This window comes from Metabacillus herbersteinensis (assembly GCF_042433335.1).
Lineage (GTDB): Bacteria > Bacillota > Bacilli > Bacillales > Bacillaceae > Metabacillus > Metabacillus herbersteinensis.
Genome location: NZ_JBHLVO010000017.1, coordinates 18,053 through 39,201, shown reverse-complemented (window position 1 = coordinate 39,201; position 21,149 = coordinate 18,053). Strand labels below are relative to the sequence as shown.

Here is a 21,149-nt window from a genome sequence, read left to right as displayed (position 1 = left end):
TGTTAAAGCCTACAAACATCGGACGGTGACAGGAGGCACTTTTCTTAGTTATTTTTACGTCTTATATCTGCAAAGTTATCCCTAGTCAGATCGAAACCTCTTTATCTTTTTTTGAACCTTTACGGAACCAGATTATGACAGGGATAAGTAGAAGTGAAAGGATCCCTCCGGCAAGTAATGGGAAACTAGAATAAGCTACGACTACACCAGATAGTGCTCCACCGAATGCGCCAGCCAAAGCAATGAAAACATCAACAGATCCTTGCGTTTTTGTACGAGTTGATAGATTCGTTCCATCAATTAAGAGTGCTGTACCGCTAATGATTCCAAAGTTCCAACCGAGCCCAAGTAGAGCGAGAGCGATAGTAAGAATCAGCATGGAATCGGTAGGAGCCACGGCAGCAAGAATACCTGCAGCAAGTAAAGTGGCACCAGAAGTGATTGCCATTGCAATACGTCCAAGCTTATCAACGAGAATACCAGTAAAGAGTGAAGGAAGATACATCGCACCAATATGGACGCCAATTATCATTCCTACATCTCTTAAACTATGTCCGTGGTGCCCCATATGTACAGATGTCATTGTCATAATCGCAACCATGAAAATTTGGGTTAAAATCATGACTGTAGCTCCAATAACTACTCCTCGTTTGTTAATTGTTAGAGAAGTGAAATTCACATCTGAAGGATTACTTTCGCCTGACTTTTTGAGAAGCTGCAATAGCTTTAGAAACGATCAAAGGATCTGGGCGAAGTAAAGCAAATAGGATCAGACCAGAAACGATGTAGGCTGCAGCCGCTAGTATAAATGGGCCAGCTAAGGCAGGGACTCCGATCACTGTGGCGAATCGGCCCATAACATCAACCAAGTTTGGACCTGCAACAGCCCCAAATGTAGTGGATACCAATGCGATACTAACTGCTGTTGCACGCTGTGAAGAATTTGCTTAGTCGGTACCTGCATAACGTGCTTGCAGGTTTGTTGCAGAGCCTGCGCCATAGATTAGTAGTGAAGCGAAAAGAAAGAAAATATTATTGATTACTGCTGATATAACGACTCCAATCGCTCCAATACCACCACCCAAGAACCCTGTTGCGAGCCCAAAACGGCGTCCAAAACGTTGCGAGAGTCGTCACCCTTTCTATTTTAATACTCCTAATTAATACCATTTCCGACATTCTTCATTTCTTATGTGCGTTATCATTATATTAACTTATTTCTATATTATTTTTGAGATGTGAAATTAATTATTGTCCGCTGTAAGAAAAGTCCTTTTGTTACTCCTTATTTATGCGCTGTTGCTAATTTCAACTTATTTATACGCTATTTTGAATTAAGCAACACCTTATGCTAATCACTTGAAAATAAAAATAGAGGTAGAAAAAAGGTTTACTAAATGCTGAACAATTTAAAAAAGCCGAAAAAAATAGTCGAGCAGATGATCATCGATTATAATGAGCATAGGTAATTTATCATTGAATGTAGGAATTGTAATAATGATAAATTTGATGCATCCAAACAACTTGAAGGGTTGTTCAAAGAAAAAGAAGGCATAGAGGTCAAGTAATACGATAGCCTTGAGGAAGGGAAAGCCGCTGTGAAAAATGGTGATATACCACTTTTGCTGCAAATTCCTAAGGGATATAGGAAACCGAAGAAGCACCCCTGTCGCTTCCTGTTTACTACAATGTAACAAATCTAGCAGCAGCTGAGCTTGGTTTAACCGTCATAACCGGGCTGGTCGATCAATATAGTAAAAACTTAGTTAGCTATGAACCTGTTGTCACCATAGAATCAATTGGTATTGAAGCACTTACCATTGCTACAAATAAAAGAGAACATTAAGTAGAGGTAATGTATATATGAAAGAGGAGTTAATAAAAGATGCCGATGCATGCTATCGGAGGGCGGAGCAGAAGGCTGCTCATTATTTTAAATCACTTTATGTGCAGGTCATGCAAAAGACTTATGTCCCTACCCTAACAAGAGATATACAATCCTGGAAGCACAACCATATTCATCATCATACATTATTATCCTTTTTTTCGCGTGGAAAGGGAAAACCTGATTCCAGAGGGTATCACAATTATATCCAATGGTTGGATTACACAGGGAAACTAGATAATTACCTGGATCGAAGTATTTCATATATTTATATGCGGGATTTGGGCAAAGCACTGGATTCACCTGATACTCAGGAAAGGGTTCGGCGTGCGGTTGACAGTTTAAAAAGTTATCTGACTTCTTCCACCAAGACAGACAACCCTGAGACGTTTAGCATGGCCGGGTTGTATCGGATTGCCCAGAAGGAAGGTATTGAAACTACCATGATCTGGGTGATAGACAAACTAAAGACAGTATCCTCAAATATTCCGATGGGGATGGATGCTGAGCAAGCCAAGCGAAAACTTATTAAAATCATTGCTGGAGTAGTGATGCACGAGGTTGAAGAGATGGCTGATGATATATCGCATCAAGAACGTGCTCAGAAACTTGATAAAGCTATTAGGCTTGGTTACTCCTATGGTCTGACCTATCCCTTCATTGATGACCTTCTGGATGCCAAAGTCTTATCCACTAAAGAGGAGAAACAATATTCTGAATTGATACGTACCACTCTTATCACAGGATCTGTGCCGGAATTGGGCGAGTGGACTGGAAAAAACCTGGATCTGATTCGATATATTCATTCGGAACTCCAAGATGCCTTTGAGTATATTAAGGTGCATCAGCGACCAGATACAATAAAATCATTTTTCGAGCAATCCTACGTGTTTTTTAATTCCCAGGAAGTGGACCGTGTAAAGGATCTATCAAATGGAAATTACACCAATGAAGAGCTTTATATACCAGTCATTTTAAAATCCTCTTCTTCACGATTGATTGTCCGTTCAGTAATCAGTGCTCCTGAGGATGAGGGCTTTGACAACCGAACTTTCTTTTATGGCATTTACAACCAGCTGGCTGATGATTTTGCAGATATGTTTGATGACATGAAGGAAGGCGCAGTAACACCCTATACCTATTATATGAAATATCATGGTAAACGTTTGGATCTCATAAACCCTTTTGAATTATACTGGACGGTCATTTCTAATTTGATCCATAACGTGTATCACTCAGATAAAAAGACCTGTGAGGTGATACTGGATCGTGCAATAAACGGACTGAAACGTTTTAAGGAACGAATGGGAACCAAAAAATACAACGAAGTTATGGAGCTATTTGCTTCGGGAAATCAGAAATTCAATAGTATCATCCAAAAGATGGTTCAAAAAGCGGATGATGTGGATTTCTTTGATAAACTGCTTAGGGACCATATGATGAACATTCTGAAAAAAGAACGGAAAGAGCAGGAAGACTTTTTAGATACGATCGAGACCGTACGCAATCAAATCAACAACATCTTACATATCCCTAAAACCGATCATGTTTCTTTGATGAAAGAGCCAATAATTGATGCTGCAAATTACAGTCTGGTTGGCGATGGAAAGCGATTGAGGCCAATAGTGACTTGGATCATGGGCGTTAACGAATATGGATTAGAAAGTTCAGCAATCGTGCCACTTCTAAGATCATTGGAATATATGCATACTGCATCCCTAATCTTCGATGATCTGCCATCCCAGGATAATGCGTCCATCCGTAGGGGGAGTCCAACCCTACATCAGGTGTATAACATTGCCATAGCAGAACTAACCGGTCTCTTTTTGACTCAGAAGGCTATTTGGGAACAAGCTTCTCTTGACCAGTTCGATTCGAAAACTGTGCTTAAATTGATTAAATATTCGGCCCAAATGACAGAGGAAATGTGTAAGGGACAAGCGATGGACTTGGAATCAAAGGGGAAACAATTGACACTGGAACAATTAAATATGATGTGCTTTTATAAAACTGGGATAGGATTCGAAGCTTCCCTCATAATGCCTGCAATTCTCGCCCATGCAAAGGAATTAGAAATTGAAGCTTTGAAAAAATTCGCCCATCATGCCGGCATTGCCTTTCAGATTAAGGATGACTTGCTTGATGTTGAAGGAGATCTGATCTTACTAGGAAAGCCCATTGGAAAAGATGCTGAAAACACCAGTTCTACTTTTGTATCAATCCTAGGTTCTGATGGTGCCAGAAAAGCGATGTGGGAACATTTTTGTCTTGCAACAAAAGCGTTGCAAGAGGTCCCGCGCAATAAAACTTTTCTGAAGCATTTATTGAATTATATGGTTAATCGGGACCATTAACAGTAAAAATAAGGTAGAATACCGAGAGCCAAGGCAGTATAAATCATTTAAAACTCACTCATGCTTTGTAATGATAAAAGGTTGGTTAATTATCAAGGGAAAAAAAACTCTTTAATGTAGTTGTAAACTGTGAATAACATGTGAATAAGTGTTAGAGCAAAAAGGGTGTGAATCGGAATCACATCCTTTTTCTTATCATTAATTTCCGAATAAAAGGGCGTATTCTTTGTGTGGAAAGGCTATATAAATTGGCAGAAGTAGACACTATTAGGGGGTCTAATACGGTGAACCGTACCATAAGTAAATGAGGTTTTTTTGTGGAAAACAGGTACAGCACCTTCTAGATAGGAATGGAAGGTGCTGTTTTAATTAATTATAGTTAAAAATTTATTTTGAAATTTAAGGGAGGAAACCAAGTGCCAATTGCGCTTAATAATTTACGTGAAAAAGTAGGGAATTCTTTAGATGAATACATATTAGATCTAGAAGATTCAGAGAAACTTGAAGTTTTACATAAAAAAGATGAAATAGTTGCAAATCTTATGGCAGGAAAGTTTAGAGATTTAGGTGGATTAACTGCTATGAGAGGATTTGTTTACCAATATTATGTTTCGATGTATTACATGATGTCAATGATATCCCCGACACGCGAAAGTTGGTGGGACGCAGTGGTATTAGAATACTTTGATGATATTACTCTTATTGGAGAAGAAAAAATTAAATTTATACAGGTAAAAACAATAAGAGAAGATGGAGTTAAAAATCATCAACCGAATAATTTTTCTACAAGAAAATCGTTAGACCAAGCAGATGATGCTAAAAATCATTTTAATAGTTGGGTTGAAAAAAATATATTGAATTACGATTATTTTCTAGAATCAAATACTGTTGAAGATATTACTGATAAAAATAGCTACGAACCACAATTTGAAATAGTTACCAACACTAAAAAGAGTAGTTTATCAAAATTGAAAAATTATACAGAAAATATCAACTATGAAATTAAAGACAGTGTTGATGCTGAAGGTGAAATTGAAGACGCTATAAAAGACGATGATGTATTTAAAAAAGCAATTGAAAAGCCGATAACTAAATTCGGTTATCGTTTTGAAGATTATGCTCAAATGGACATTGATTACTACTTAAAAAGACTATATATAAATAAATTAGGGTCTACTAGAGAACTTTATGAAGACACTTTAAATATGATTGAAGAAACCGTTAATGTTACCGATATTAGAGCTAAATCTATAGCAGAACACATATTCAATAGAATGTTTGCACTTGTAATATTAAATAGCCACGAAGATAATGAGGATAAAATAGAAAAAAGTGAACTAATTATAACAAAGGCACAAATTAATTATTTAATTAAAGGTTGGCTTGTTGAGGCTAAGGAGCTAATTAGTGAGAGTTCTTACTACGATAGCGCATGGGGGATATTTGAGACTACCATAGGAAGCCTAGAAACTGAATTTAAAGAGCAATTTGTTAATGGAAGTTTAAAAGCAGAACTGCTTACTCAGCTAGATTGGCTGAATAATCATATAACAACTAGTAATAGAGAGAATAGTACATACTGTGTATCTATTTTTAATAAAATATTTAATGGCAATAATAATCTTTCAATTTGGGATTTTGAACATGGTGATATTAGAAGTAATTTAAAAGAATCATTAAGGTTTATTGTATATTTTACAGTGTTTTATGAAAGTCACTCAGAGGTTTATCATAATGCTAAAATGTTATTTCACAAGGGGAAATCAAGTGTTATCGATAATGTCCTTTTCACAATTTATCATGCAAGAAATAAATTGAATAAAGTAACGTCAATTGAAAAAATTAAATCGAGTTTAAATGAGTGCCACGTATCAAGACATATAACTTTGGATTTATATTGCTTACTAATTGGCTCTAAAAAAGATGTATTAAATCCACTTGCATCAAAAATATCAGCTAGGTTTAAAATCACAACTGATGTTGATTCGCTCAAAAAAATTACAGAAGTTCCTGATCACATGAAATTTGTTGATGTTAGTGAGCTAGAAGATTTCTTCGAGAGCTTCAAGCAAGACGGAATCGAATTAGATAGCTTTAGAGAAAGTGAACTATTACCAAGTTGGAAAGAATATTTAGATGAAATTGTAAAGAAAATGAAGGTGAATTATATTGAAGCATGAAACAGTTATCAAGTTATTAGAAGAAAAAGGTTTCGAGAATTTTCTGCTTGAATCTGATGTAATGACTCAACTTGAACAGCATAATATAAGTATTTGGGCAAGTGAGTCTAAGTTAGTTCTTGTAAAAGAGTATAGAACAAAAAATTCTTTAATTGATTGGAAATTAGAAGACCAAATATATATATCAACTGCATTACAGTATTTTCCAAACAAGTATATTAACAATTTATACTTTTTCATGGTTTTAGATTTTAATTCGGATGATATTGCTTTAAGACTTGAAATAAATAAAATTGAAAAAAACGATTTAGTCTGTAAGAAATACGTATTAGAGAATGAAGCTGATTTAAATAGAGTTCCTTTTTTAATGAATCTAATGATAGAAACAGAAGAATTTTCTTTTGATAAGAAATTTCAAGAAAGAATTGTGAAATTCAAAGAAGAAATTGGTAAGGAAAAAAATTTAAATTTGGAACTAATATTAGATGATTATTTCTCTCATTATTCAAATGATAAACAAACTAGCAAAATTAAAATAGAGACTTTATTAGAAACAGGAGACTTAAATGTTTATTCAAAAAATAGTATTAAATAACTTTCGTATTTTTAGAGGAAAGCATGAATTCGACTTTTCAAACAAGAAAGTAATTGTTATAGAAGGACCCAATGGCCATGGTAAAAGCACGATTTTTGATGCGATTAATTGGGTTATCTCTGGAAAAATATCTAGATACGTTGGATCGTCAGAACATCTTCAATTCAATTTTATAATAAATAATGATGCTCTCAATAAAGGTGTGGATGAAGCATCAGTTGAAATATATTTAAATAGTAGTGAAACAATATGTATTAAAAGATCTATTAAGAATACTGGCTTACAAAAATTAGTTGTGAATGGTCAAAGAACCTTAATAAGAGAAGGTCAAAAAGAAATCGTGCGTTTATTAGTTAATGAGAATATAACTAATGATGCAAATTTATTAGAGTCCATTGATTTACTCTCATTTATAGAATCAACTTTGATTTTGTCCCAAGAAAACCTAGAAGTGTTTGTTAGAGGTAATAAACCTACAGAACGATATTCAAAGTTGGAACAAATTCTTGGATTAACAAGATATGGGCAAGACTTTAAAGAGTACTTACAAGATTTAAAAAAAGGGTATGGGGCAGAGTACGAGGGAATAGGTTTGGAACAGAACAAATTAAAGCATGAGAGAGAGCTTCTAAATGCAGAATACCAGCCTAAACTACTTCAAAATGAAAGAATTGGTAGCAAGTCAAAGGAAAGTATTTTAAACGAACTTAACACCTTTCAAGGAGACTTGAAAAATTATTCGCTTCAACCTCTTACTATTGACCAAAATTTTAATGAGCTTACAAAAGATGAATATGAACTAGTAAAAAGATATATTGACTTAATAGAAGATGAATTGAAGCAACTAGAATATTTTGAGTTTGAAATAAAGAAAAAAGAAATTTATGTTGATGAGTTAGAAATTAATGAAAAAATTATTGAATACAAAAACGAAATAGAAAACTTAAAACGAAATATACTTAATCGTGAAAAAGGTTTGGAAAGAGCCAATTCAAGAATAGAAAATTTAAATACGATTTCACGAACAAATAATTATTTAGAGACTAAAAAGATTGAAAAAGAAAGTATTATAACAAATATTAAGAGCATCACTGAAAACTTAAAAACTATTTCGAAAAATTTAGAGATAAACTACACTGATTTGACTTTTGAACAAATCTCGATTTATGAGAATGAATTTAATGCGAATAATGATCGTTTAAACAAACTTATAAAGAAAAAAAGGATTATAGAATTAGAGAGACGCCTAAATGAATTAAAAAAAGAAGCTGAAGATTTAGAAAAAGGATTAGAAATTGAGAATAAACTTGTAAATGATTTTAAAACAAGAGTCCAGGAAATTAATGAATCAATTTCAGGTTTGAATATTCAAAAGGATAGTAGTTTATCGCTTCAAATAAATGCAGTTATACATGAAGTTCAAAGTCATTTATTGGATAGCAAAGAACAAAAATGCTTAGTTTGTGGGACTGATTATGAGAGTGATGAAAAATTAAAGTCTGCAATACGCATAGAATTGGAAAACTCAACTAAGTTTATTAATCAAGTTGATATATCAATAAATGAGCATAAAGTTAAGAGAAACAAAGTTGCTAGTGTATTAGATTTAGCTGAGCAAAAGTTAATAGATTTTAAGCAAAAAAGAGAGACTTTAGAAAAAGATATAGTAAGTTTGCAAAGTGAAATTGCATCTATGAGACTTAGCAACTCAATAGACCAAGAGGATATTAAAAAAATTCATTTAGAAATAGAAGAAGTTCAAAAATATATACAAAGTAATGAGAATAAATATAAAGGTTATATAGAAATTAAAGAAGGTAATACTTTAATAAATGATTTGAACCAAAAAATTTATGACATCGGTGAGGAAGAGAAGGCAGCGTCTGAAAAACATAATCTTTATAAAGTATTTATTGGAGATCAAAGAAATCTTCAAATGAAAATTAATGCAATAAACAGTTATATTGATAATGGGAAAATTAAAGTTCAAGAATACAATAAAAAAGTAGGAGAATTGGAACAGTATATTCAGGATTCCGATAGGAAATTGAAGTTATTAATCCAAATTAAGCTTGGGTTAGAGAAGGTGCTGGATTGCGAACTGAGATTAAATAGCAGCGATATATTAAAGTTCATAAAGGCGAATATTGATCTAATTAAGAACGAAGAATATAAAGCTAGAAATATTTTAGTTCAGATTGAGAAATATCTAGGAGACATCGAATTAAGAGAAATAGAAACGAAGATTAAGAATTGTGATGAAGGAGTTTCAACTTACCAAAAGCAACTTGATCAATATTCAATTATGGATGAACAATTAAAAAATCTTATCACATACCATACTGAAGTACAGAGTTCTTTAATTAATCAATACTTGGGAGGATTATCTTTTACAATAAATAATTACTTTAGACAAATTTCACCTCATTCTTATTTTAATTATATTAACTTAATGACAAAGAAAAATGAGTTATTTGTACTTTTGAATGATAAGGAATTGGAATACGATGTTTTGGATGAAAATATTAATGAATCTATAAATGCTAGTCTCACTTTAAGTGCAGCACAATCCACAATATTAGCTATGAGTATATTCTTAGCATTAAATAAATCTCAGAATTGGAGTAAGTTAAATGTAATAGGCATTGATGATCCTTTCCAAAATCTAGATGATATTAATGCATATTCTTTTATAGATGTTATTGCTAATCTAATATTAATAGAAAATAGACAAGTAATAATTAGTACGCACGATTCTGATTTTGCAAAGTTATCAGTCAGAAAAATGAACTTAAAACCTGAGGATTATGCATATATCAAAATACAATCTTATACTAGAGACGCTATCGAGATTGAATCAGAACAATACAGATTGTTGGAGGATTAACATAAGTTTTTTCTTCAATAAAATCTACTTTTAATCTTGAATCTCGGTATTTTCGAACATACGTTATATTACTAATAAAAAACCGCAACACAGAGTTTCTGTGTTGCGGTTAATATTATGTTAAATTAAAGTTCTTTACTTTAACCGACTGTAGTTTCTGATTATATATAGAAGGAAGTGAGTTAGTATTTGATTCTTTATTTACTTTAGAGCCCAAAAATAAACCACTAAATCACAAGGATATTGAAAACTTGGTGCATTTTGTGGTTTTCTTTTTAGTTTACGCTCTTTTTTACAGGCATTTGAAGAACCTAATCCAGGAGACGCAAAACCACTATCTCCGCGGATGATGATTGGACAATGAGGATAGAGTTCTTTGAAGTGAATCAGGACAGGTTCCTAAAACTCAACTATCCCATTTGGGGTATACACATTTCCACTTTGAAAGACGGCTTTTATCATGGCAACTATTCAGACAGTGGAACAGCCTGGGAACTTGGTTATGCTTATGTTACTGACAAACCTGCTATTTTAGTTCATGTCGGTGAAACAGTAATTTAGTGGTGCATGAAGCTCACATGCAAATATCACATTGAAGGAAATTAAGGACTATGACCAACTAGCTAGTTCTTTCTATACAGGTGAAATGCTCTAATGGCTAAATTGAAAACCTCATTTAGATACATCAAGGTGAACAGTATCATTAGTAAATGAGGTTTTTGTTAAAGTTCTAATAAAAAAGGTTGTTTTTCTTAAGCTAATACTTTATTATAATTCTATAAACGCGTTTAAAGCGTTTTCATGAAACGATGTAATTCGATAAAATAATTAAATATAGGTTTATTCAACAAGGCGTGTTACTGTTCGGCAGGCAAGACCTAGATTGGATGGGAGATTTATTATTTCCCAACCAATCCAGGTCTTTTTTTGTTGGCATCATGTCCTTGTTTAACAAAAGAAAGTGGGGAATAGGATGAATTACAAAGAATTGGCACAGTCAATCCTTCAAAATGTAGGGGGAAGCGGCAATGTTCAAAATGCAATTCACTGTGTAACGCGGTTACGTTTAACTTTAAAGAATCCATCTTTAGCAGACACGGAGAAAGTTAGCAATCTTGAAGGAGTGATTAAAGTAGCTAACACAGCTGGTCAATACCAAATTATCATTTTTAATGATGTCGGTCATGTTTACAAGGAATTTATTAAGCTAACGGACATTTCGGACGGAAATTCAACGATTAATGAGGTAACAGATAAAAGTTTGAAGGGGTATTTTAATCGTTTTGCAAATTTAATCGTTGGGATTTTTGCTCCCATTATTCCAGCGATTGCAGCTTGCGGAATGTTGAAAGCGCTCCTGGTTCTCCTGCCGATGTTCAACCTAATGGCAGAGGACAGTCAGACTTATCTATTACTCAAAGTAATTTCTGATGCTGCTTTCTTCTTCTTGCCAGTGTTACTTGCCTACACAAGTGCGCAAAAATTTGGTACCAATCCGATGGTATCGGTTGCTTTAGCCGGAGTGTTGCTGCATCCTAACTTAACCACTATGTTTAACAGTGGTGAGGCCATTTCATTCGCTGGGATACCAGTAATGGCTGTTTCTTATGGGACTTCCGTAATTCCAATTATTTTAATTATCTGGTTTATGTCTTATATTGAAAAATTCGCTGATAAAGTATCGCCGGGACCTGTAAAAGTATTTTTGAAGCCATTAATTGTCATTCTAATTGTTGCTCCAATTGGTTTAACGGTATTAGGCCCACTTGGAATGTATTTAGGTGCAGGATTAGCGAACGGCGTATTATGGGTCCAAGATACTGTTGGCTGGGCAGCTGTTATGATTCTTGCCATCATTATGCCGCTTATCGTGATGTTTGGGATGCATAAGGTTTTCTATCCGGTTGTTATCGCTGCTTTAAGTAATCCTGGATATGAGACGCTTGTACTTACAGCAATGTTAGCATCCAACTATGCACAAGGTGCAGGTTCATTAGCTGTTTATTTTAAAACAAAGGATCCTAAACTGAAACAAGTTGCTCTATCAGGTGGTATTTCTGGTTTGTTTGGTATAACTGAACCTGCATTATACGGTGTACATTTAAAATTAAAAAGAACTCTAGTTGCTTGTATGATAGGTGCAGGTATCTCCGGATTATTTGTGGGTATTATGAATGTTAAAGCTTTTGCGATGGTAGGACCTGGAGTAGCTTCCATGCCAATTTTTGTTGAAAAAGGTTCATTGAATATTATGTTCGCTGTCATCGGAGCATTAATTTCTGTGGTGGTTACGTTTATCGCCGTTTACGTTATTGGTTTTGAAGATGAAAAGGCTGCAGGGAAAAATGAAAAAGCTGACACTAAATCTGCTAAATCCGCAATTAAGGTAGAAAGAAAAGTGATCTATTCACCGATTAAAGGGGAACTTATACCATTAACAAAGGTAAACGATAAAGTGTTTTCAGAAGAAGTAATGGGCAAAGGGATCGCGATTAAGCCTGCTGAGGGTAAGGTTGTTGCTCCATTTGATGGAACAGTTGAAATGGTTTTTCATACGAATCATGCAATTGGTTTAAAATCGAATCTTGGCGTAGAGGTACTCATCCACATTGGAATTGATACGGTGAATTTAAATGGACAGTATTTCATTTCTCGTGTAAAAAAAGGTGATCAAGTAAAACAAGGACAGCTATTGATTGAGTTTGATTTAAAGAGTATTCAAAAAGCTGGTTACGATACAACGACACCGGTAATCATTACGAATTCAGCAGATTATTTGGAAGTTCTGCCCCAAGACGAGAAGATAAAGCCTGTTAGCGGTCAGCCGTTGCCGCTTCTAACTGTTTTATAAGTAGTGTTTTGATGTAACCAGGAAAGGTGAGACTGTGATGAAAATAATTAAAGTGCTGAATACAAGTGTTGTTCTTGCGAAACGAGATGATCAAAAGGAAGTCATCGTTATGGGGAAGGCCATTGGTTTTAAGAATAAGCCAGGAAGCACGATTAACGATGCGGATATTGAAAAAATTTACGTCCCTGAGAATAAAAGTACATCGAATGATTTAGTTGAATTAATGCAAGAAACTCCGAAAGAATATTTGATGATCACGGACGAAATTATCTCTTACGCGAAAGGCCGTTTAGCCAAGCATTTAAATGAGCACCTATATATTGCCTTAACAGATCACCTTTACATGGCTACTAAGCGATTTAATGAAAATTTAACCATACAAAATCGGATGCTTTGGGAAGTAAAGAAATTTTATCCGGAAGAATTCAGCATTGGCTTGTATGCGCTAGATTTTATTGAAAAGCAGCTAGGGATCCAATTGCCTGAAGAAGAAGCGGCAAACATTGCTTTCCATTTAGTGAATGCCCAGCAGACGGATGATAATATGAATCAAATCCTGCTCATGACCAATACAGTTAAGGATATTTTAAATATTATTAAGTTTCACTATAAGATTGACATTCAAACGGATACGATTAATTATTCGCGTTTTTTGACACACCTACAATTCTTTGTCCAGCGGCTGCTGGAGAATAAGATGTTGGGAACACCCGACCATGATTTGTTTGACCAGATTAATAAGAAGTATCCGGTAGAAGGAAAGTGTGTAGATAAAATTGTAAAGTATGTTAAAACGAACTTTAATTACGATATTTCGGATGAAGAAAAGATGTATTTAATCATTCATATTAACAGAGTTGTCTCAAGAGGCAATGCATAATAGTCAGGAGGATAACTATGTCCAACCAAATTAGAAAATTCCCAGAAGGTTTTTTATGGGGCGGAGCCATTGCAGCAAATCAAGTAGAAGGTGCCTGGAACGTTGACGGCAAAGGTCTATCTACAGCGGATGTCGCCATATTCAAAAAGGGAGTCAGCAAAGCTGACTATAAAAAACATAATAAAGTGGACGAAGAACAAATCCAAAAGGCGATGAGTACAGAAACCGCAGAGGACTACCCAAAGCGTAGGGGGATTGACTTTTATCATCGTTATCCAGAAGACATGGCGGTTTTTAAAGAAATGGGATTGAAAACATTACGTGTCTCAATTGCTTGGACTCGAATCTTTCCAAATGGGGATGAGGAACAACCTAATGAAGCAGGTTTAGCCTTCTATGACCGTTTATTTGACGAAATGCATAAAAATGGGATTGAACCGATAGTAACCTTATCGCATTATGAAATGCCATTATATTTAGTGAATCAATACGGAGGCTGGTCAAATCGGATCGTGGTTGATCTCTTCGTGAAATTTAGTAAAGTCGTTTTTACTAGATATAAAGATAAGGTGAAATATTGGCTCACCTTTAATGAAATTGATAGTATTGTCCGTCATCCGTTTACAAGCGGAGGTATTGTACCTGAGCGTTTTGAAAATGTAGAACAGACCGTGTATCAGGCCTTGCACCATCAATTTATTGCCAGTGCATTAGCCGTTAAATATTGTCATGAACTCGTTCCGGGTTCAAAAATAGGCTGTATGCTGACAAAATTAATGACGTACCCTCATTCTTGTAACCCAAAAGATGTCCTAAAGGCTTCCAAGAACAATCAGTTTAATCATTTCTTTACTGATGTTCAAGTGCGCGGGGAGTATCCACGATTTATCAATCGTTTGTTTAAAGAAAAAGGAATTCAGATTGAAAAACAAGTGGGCGATGACGAGCTGCTTAAAGCACATACCGCTGATTTTATTTCTTTTAGCTACTACATGTCATTGGTTGCTAGTGAAAATAGCGAGGGAATGGAAAAAGTTAGTGGGAATACAATTGGCGGGGTGAAAAACCCTTATTTGGAAACAAATGAATGGGGCTGGCAAATCGACCCGATTGGGTTACGTATTTCTTTAAATGAATTATATGACCGTTATCAGGTTCCGTTATTTATTGTTGAGAATGGAATGGGAGCCTATGACAAGATCGAGGAAGATGGTAGCATTCAAGACGATTACCGAATTAGTTATCACGAGCAGCACCTGGAACAAATGCTGGAAGCCATCGAGGATGGAGTCAAGTTAGTTGGCTACACGAGCTGGGGGATTATTGATTTGATCAGTTATTCATCCTCAGAAATGGAAAAACGGTATGGTTTTATCTATGTAGACCAAGATAACGATGGCAATGGAACGTTAGAAAGAAAACCGAAAAAAAGCTTCTATTGGTATAAAGAAGTGATTGAAAATAATGGGCTCTTGGCAGAGGAAAAGGAAGCGGCAATACGCTGACATAAAAAGGGAGTGGAGATAGCCTCCACTCCCTTTTTTGTTTAGGAAATTATAAAATTTTTGAACTTTGGATAACGTTTCTGAATCCAGCTCCGACGCACAGGACGTGCTAGTGCAGTCATGGCGATTGACGTCGCGTCTTTGACTGCCAGCGCCTAGCCCCTCGAGGTCATAAGTCAATTCTAAATTGAAGGCAAAGAACGCCTTCTATTTAGAATCGCCTTATGCTTGTCGGACGCCTTCAGGATGAAGGTGAGAAAGGCGTTGCAACAGGACGTTGCGAATTTAGCCTTTCTTCCTCTGACCAAGGCGCTTGCGCTTTTGTTCATAGAGTAAATCATCGTCAGCTAGGGCTATTGGCGACCGATATTTGCTAGAAAGAAACGGGGAGCCAATCAGGACGATTACCTACCGAAATTAGTTAGAAGAAGCTATAAAATTCTTATTTTACCAAAATTAGATTTTCTATTTGTTTAATCGCCTCAATTACGTCCCTTTCACTATATGAACCCATTAACTGAAGGGATTCTTCTGGTTTAATCGCATGGGCAGCAATGAGTTTCATGGCTTGTTCTTGGTTATTTGTAATACCTAATTCTTTTAAGTTAATCGGGAAGCCTAGGTCTTTGTAAAAAGGAATGAGCTCCTGTACTTCCTCCGTTCGGTTTTCAAGGTTTAGCTGGACTAAAATCCCATATGCAACCTTTTGGCCATGAAGAATGCTGTGCGTTTCTTCAATAAAGCTGAGTCCATTATGAATAGTATGGGCTCCTGCCATTCTGCCATAGCGGCCACCATATCCACCTACTGTTCCGGCTAAGGTTATTACCGCCTCTAATACTTTTGTAAATGAAGAAGAGTTCGTACGCATTTCGAGGTTCTGAATAGCCTTTTTACTTTCTTCCATTAATTTTTCTTTTATGAAGGAAGAATGCTCCAATCCAACTTGTACCATTAATGAGAAAATATTTTTGTTAATGTTGTTTCGTATGGCTGCTTCTGCTTCATACCATTTGGCTAATGTATCACCGATGCCGCTTTTAAAATAATCAACAGGTGAGCAAAGTAAGAATACAGGATCTACCAGTGTAAGATAGCTGGAACGTTTATGATAATCCACTCTTATAAATGAACCATTATCATCGTAAATGACACTTAAAGGCGTGCTGGCGGCACATGTGCTTGCAACCGTTGGAATCGTGATGACCTCAACATTTAACCGGTCTGCAACTGATTTGGCGGTATCGATTATTTTTCCACCGCCAATCCCAATAATTACATCCGCCTGACTAGCACTTTTAGAAATTTTGTTTACAGCGGTATCTGAGCTGTATCCATCATGCTGAATGACCTGAACATGGGAAGGTAAGTTTGTATAATTTAAAAATGCTTGATACGATTTGTGTCCCGTAACCACTACTGGAGAATGAAAACCATCTAAGTAATTGGAGATGTTTTTCAGAATTCCTTCTTTACAGATATATTGATTTGGTCCACTTCTAACAATATCCTCTGGTCTCATGAATGTTGACTCCTTTTTTTATGATTAAAATAAAAAGACCTAAATTGAGCAGTATGAAACATACTACTCAACTTAGGTCTTGCCTGCATAACCAGTAACACGCCTTAAATTATTTAAGTATACAATATTATTTTAACAATATTCAGTCTATAATAAAAGGGTTTTATTTTAAATATATTTAAGGATGTTTTCAAGAAAACCCTGATTTTTGTGTCCATCGAAATCGCTTTTTCGATTGGAATGATGGCAGGTGGAGGAATCATTGCTTCTTGGGGAGGTTTCAAGAACAAAGTTCATACGATGACATTAGCTAGTCTCTTAATGGGAGCTTGTACATTTGCACTTGGTATCGTGCCTATCTTTTGGATGTATCTAATTTTTATGGCTGTGTTTGGAATTGCAATGCCAATTTTTAATACCCCAACTATGGTTTTATTGCAAGAGAAAGTTGATGAAAATTACCTTGGGAGAATCTTTGGTGTATTTGGAATGATTTCAACATCAATGATGCCATTGGGGATGCTTGTTTTTGGTCCAATCGCCGATGTAATTAAAATAGAATGGCTACTTGTAGGAACTGGGATACTTATTTTAGTGCTATCCATTTTCTTAGTTCGAGATAAAGTATTAATTGAAATAGGAAAGTCATAGTTACCGTGCCTTGTGTCACTGCTTGAAAGTTTGTCGAATGATACACGACAAACGACAAGCAGTGGCGGGCACTTTTTTTATGGAAGAAATCATTGTGTTCATATAAAATGGTAGTAATTAGTAGAAGTTTTATTCTGAAATCGAGGTGATGACTTAATTGGCAATGCTAGATCAAGATTCTCAATACATTAGAAGTGCCTACATCAAAAGAGATCAAATAACCTCTTATGATCACTTTCCGCTCAATCTACCAGTGATTCGGAATTTTAAGGAATTGAAGTTTCATCCTAATGTTACGTATATTATTGGTGAAAACGGAATGGGAAAGTCAACTTTACTAGAGGGTATTGCGATTGCTTATGGATTTAATCCTGAAGGTGGAACGTTAAATTTTAACTTTACTAGTTATGACTCTCACTCGAATTTAGACGAATTCATCCGTTTAGTAAAGGGTGTTAGCAGGGCAAAGGATCATTTCTTCTTTCGAGCAGAAACGTTTTATAATGTAGCAACCAATATAGAGAATTTGGACAAGGAACCTTTGTCTGGACCCAGGATTATCGATTCCTTTGGGGGGAAATCATTACACGAGCAATCCCATGGAGAATCCTTTTTCGCTGCATTTATCGAACGTTTTCAAGGTAATGGCTTATACATACTAGATGAGCCTGAGGCAGCATTGTCCCCATTAAGGCAAATGTCAATGTTAGCTAGAATCAATGATCTTGCTAATCAGGGATCACAGTTTATCATCTCGACCCATTCACCGATACTTATGGCCTACCCTAATGCGAAAATTCTCCAACTTACAGAAGAAGGAATGAGTGAATCAACATTGGAAGACACGAATCATTATTGTATTATGAAACAGTTTTTTGAAAATAAAAATCGGTTGCTGCACCATCTTTTCCGATAATAGTGCCAGACACTTTTCTCCAATCTTGGTACAGTCTACTCACAGAAAAAGTCCCATGAAGATTGCAACTCGTGATGCTATACCATAGGTATGATAATATGATTTGTAAATGAGGTGATTTGGAGTGTCATTATCAAAAGATTCCTTTGTGCCATTAGCAAAATTTTTCGAGATTAGAGAAACGAATGACAATTTATATGAGTATATTGATGGCACAGTATTCATGTCCCCATCTCCATCAACAAAGCATCAAAGAGTATCAGGTCGACTTCATTTAAAATTTGGGAATTACTTAATTGGTGGAGACTGTGAAATTTTTGCTGCACCTTATGATGTGGAATTGACGAAAGATGGGATAGAGGGAAATAAAATTATTATTCCTGATATCAGCATTATTTGTCAAAAGAGTGGTTTTAATGAAGCGAAGTATGTTGGTGTTCCTAATTTAATTGTAGAGATCCTTAATCCATCTAATCAATCTCATGATCTCATTACAAAACTTAATCTTTACATGAACTATGGAGTAAAAGAATATTGGATTGTAAACCCGATGTTAGATTCAATTACTGTTTATTTTTTGAATGCAGAAGGAATGTATGAACAATTTGATATTAAGACACGAACAGGCAAGATAAAGTCGAATTTTTTAAAGGGTTTTGATGTGGAATTAGAGTACGTTTTTAACTAAGTGTGAAAAGCCTTAGTTATTGTCCTTAAAAAATTGGCGAGCAGATTATCATCGATTATAATGAGCATAGGTAAGAAACAGTCTTATTAGGGCTGTTTCTTCTTTAATATTGTAAAGTGAGGATGGTTAACTTGACTCAAGAAAGCATGGTTCAGGTACAAGGTCTTGTTAAAAGATATGGAAACTTTACAGCTGTGAATGGCGTTGAATTTTCAGTTCAAAAAGGGGAAGTGTTTGGACTTCTTGGACCAAATGGAGCCGGAAAGACAACTACAATTGAAATGCTAGTAGGTCTTCGTAAGCCTGACGAGGGCACAGCCTTATTGGCTGGATATGATATAAAAAAAGATATAAACAAGGTCAAGGAAGTAATTGGTGTTCAGCTTCAATCGACTTCACTATTTGAACTATTAAAAGTGGAAGAAATCTTACATTTATACGCAAGCTTTTATCCTAATCACATTAACATTGAACAGCTTGTTTCAGATATGCTATTAACCGAAAAACGTAAGGATCGAGTTAAAGGCTTATCGGGTGGGCAGAAGCAACGTTTAGCCATTGCCTTAGCCCTTATTCACGATCCAAAAGTAGTGTTCCTAGACGAACCTACGACAGGATTAGACCCACAGGCGCGTCGAACGTTGTGGGATATTGTTCTGCGGTTAAAAGAACGCGGAAAAACAGTGATCCTATCCACTCATTACATGGATGAGGCCCATGTTTTATGTGACCGCATAGGTATCATGGACCGTGGGGAGCTAATTGCACTAGATACACCTAGTAATCTAGTTAAACAACTTCAATCTAGCAGTACCATTGAATTCCATGTAACAAATCCACCAGAGAAAGAATCTTTTTTGGAGTTGGATGGGGTTAAGGAAGTAGGGATTCGCGACAAATTAGTTCAGTTGTATACAGACGAACTACAGAAATCATTAACAGCTTTAATTCACTATACTTCTCTTCACAACGTCACCATTGAAGAGCTCCAAACCCGTTCTGCTACCCTAGAGGATGTATTTATTCATATGACAGGAAGGAGCTTGCGAGAATCATGAGAGCCTACTTGCAATTAACACTAGCACAATTACGCATCTTTTCGAGAAATAAACAAGTTCTATTCTTTACCTTACTTTTCCCTGTTATCTTAATGCTAGCATTAGGTACATTTGCCGGTGGAGACAGTAACTTATCATTGAATGTAGGAATTGTAAATAATGACAGATCTGATACTTCCTTGCAACTTGAAGATTTGTTTAAACAAAAAGAAGGCATAGAGGTCGAGTATTACGATAGCCTAGAGGATGGGAAAGCCGCTGTGAAAAATGGTGATATTCCACTTTTGCTACAAATTCCAAAAGGATATAGTGCTGGAATCGAAGCCGAGGAAGCACCCCTTTCACTTCCTGTTTACTACAATGAAACAAATATAGCAGCAGCTGAGCTTGGTTTGACCGTAATAACCGGGATGGTCGATCAATATAGTAAAAGCCTAGTTAGCTATGAACCTATCGTCACCATTGAATCAATCGGTATCGAAGCACTTACCATTCGTTATGTAGACTTTCTTGTACCTGGTATAGTGGCGATGATGATCATGAGTAACAATATGAACGGTGTTGCTGGACAGATAGCTGCATGGCGTGAACGAGGTATTTTAAGAAGAATGCAAGGAACAACACTAAAAGCCTCTACCTTTATTGCTGCTCAAATAACAGCTCGGCTGTTTCTCAACGGAAGCCAAGCCTTACTTGTATTGTTAATCGCAAATCTTGTATTTGGTGTAGAAGTAACTGGATCCTGGTTAGCTCTCATTTTCTTTGTTGTTCTTGGAACTCTAGCATTTATGGCACTTGGATTCATTATAGCTGGTATCGCAAAAAATCCAGAAAGTGCTGGACCAATAGCTGGATTTGCCACGTTTCCAATGTTATTTTTAGGTGGAGTTTTCTTTCCAATAAGTAATATGCCTGAGATGTTACAGCCTTTTGTGAAAATACTACCAATTGCTCATTTAAGCACCGCACTAAGGGAAACGATGAATATTGGAACCCCATTTTTAGCACTCGGATGGGAAACTCTTATCCTATCATGCTGGCTAATCGGGGGGTTTGCCATTGCAAGCTATGTTTTTAAATGGGAGTAGTTTAATAAAAAGTGTCTGCTATTACACTTTGATAGCCAGTGCCTGGCACCGCCCGAAGTATGTCGGTGAATTTCGACAAATTCCGAGTG

General features: G+C 35.7%; 12 protein-coding genes and 2 pseudogenes. 12 read left to right on the top strand and 2 right to left on the bottom strand.

Annotated elements, in window-relative coordinates:
* Positions 1–85 precede the first annotated feature (85 nt).
* Positions 86–1,133: pseudogene (locus tag ACFFIX_RS17365) on the bottom strand (MFS transporter); the annotation flags it as partial.
* Positions 1,134–1,863: 730 nt separating this feature from the next.
* Here ACFFIX_RS17365 and ACFFIX_RS17360 point away from each other — a divergent pair.
* From ACFFIX_RS17360 to ACFFIX_RS17330, 7 genes are all read left to right on the top strand, one after another.
* Positions 1,864–4,239 (top strand): polyprenyl synthetase family protein, encoded by a 2,376-nt coding sequence (locus tag ACFFIX_RS17360; protein WP_378936215.1) that lies wholly within the window; start codon positions 1,864–1,866, stop codon positions 4,237–4,239.
* 416 nt (positions 4,240–4,655) lie between these two features.
* Positions 4,656–6,419, top strand: a complete 1,764-nt coding sequence (locus ACFFIX_RS17355; protein WP_378936213.1) for a dsDNA nuclease domain-containing protein — start codon at positions 4,656–4,658, stop codon at positions 6,417–6,419.
* Entirely contained in the window at positions 6,409–7,014 is a 606-nt protein-coding gene (locus ACFFIX_RS17350) for an ABC-three component system middle component 1 (protein ID WP_378936211.1), read from the top strand. Before ACFFIX_RS17355 ends, ACFFIX_RS17350 begins: the two co-directional genes overlap by 11 nt.
* Positions 6,986–9,901: an AAA family ATPase gene (locus tag ACFFIX_RS17345; protein WP_378936210.1), complete on the top strand. Its 2,916-nt coding sequence runs from the start codon at positions 6,986–6,988 to the stop codon at positions 9,899–9,901. Before ACFFIX_RS17350 ends, ACFFIX_RS17345 begins: the two co-directional genes overlap by 29 nt.
* Before the next feature lie 973 nt (positions 9,902–10,874).
* The gene (locus tag ACFFIX_RS17340; RefSeq protein WP_378936208.1) at positions 10,875–12,752 is read left to right on the top strand and encodes a beta-glucoside-specific PTS transporter subunit IIABC; all 1,878 of its coding nucleotides are present in this window, start codon (positions 10,875–10,877) and stop codon (positions 12,750–12,752) included.
* A 37-nt stretch (positions 12,753–12,789) separates the two neighbouring features.
* Entirely contained in the window at positions 12,790–13,632 is an 843-nt protein-coding gene (licT, locus tag ACFFIX_RS17335) for a BglG family transcription antiterminator LicT (RefSeq protein WP_378936206.1), read from the top strand.
* Positions 13,633–13,649: 17 nt separating this feature from the next.
* Positions 13,650–15,137, top strand: coding sequence for a glycoside hydrolase family 1 protein (locus tag ACFFIX_RS17330; protein ID WP_378936204.1), 1,488 nt, complete (start codon positions 13,650–13,652; stop codon positions 15,135–15,137).
* Positions 15,138–15,579: 442 nt separating this feature from the next.
* Here the strand turns inward: ACFFIX_RS17330 and ACFFIX_RS17325 are convergent, their stop codons facing one another.
* Positions 15,580–16,659 (bottom strand): iron-containing alcohol dehydrogenase family protein, encoded by a 1,080-nt coding sequence (locus ACFFIX_RS17325; RefSeq protein WP_378936202.1) that lies wholly within the window; start codon positions 16,657–16,659, stop codon positions 15,580–15,582.
* Positions 16,660–16,872: 213 nt separating this feature from the next.
* On the opposite strand from ACFFIX_RS17325, the pseudogene ACFFIX_RS17320 reads away from it, so the two are divergent.
* The 5 genes and pseudogenes from ACFFIX_RS17320 to ACFFIX_RS17300 form a co-directional block, all read left to right on the top strand.
* Positions 16,873–17,310 (top strand): annotated as a pseudogene (locus ACFFIX_RS17320) (MFS transporter); the annotation flags it as partial.
* 163 nt (positions 17,311–17,473) lie between these two features.
* Complete coding sequence (locus tag ACFFIX_RS17315) at positions 17,474–18,226, top strand: AAA family ATPase (protein WP_378936298.1); 753 nt, start codon at positions 17,474–17,476, stop codon at positions 18,224–18,226.
* Positions 18,227–18,350: 124 nt separating this feature from the next.
* A complete protein-coding gene (locus ACFFIX_RS17310) occupies positions 18,351–18,914 on the top strand; it encodes a Uma2 family endonuclease (protein WP_378936200.1) in 564 nt (187 codons plus the stop codon).
* Between the two features lie 122 nt (positions 18,915–19,036).
* Positions 19,037–19,972, top strand: a complete 936-nt coding sequence (locus ACFFIX_RS17305; protein WP_378936198.1) for an ABC transporter ATP-binding protein — start codon at positions 19,037–19,039, stop codon at positions 19,970–19,972.
* A complete protein-coding gene (locus tag ACFFIX_RS17300; protein ID WP_378936196.1) occupies positions 19,969–21,060 on the top strand; it encodes an ABC transporter permease in 1,092 nt (363 codons plus the stop codon). The genes ACFFIX_RS17305 and ACFFIX_RS17300 overlap by 4 nt, the downstream gene beginning before the upstream one ends.
* Positions 21,061–21,149 lie beyond the last annotated feature (89 nt).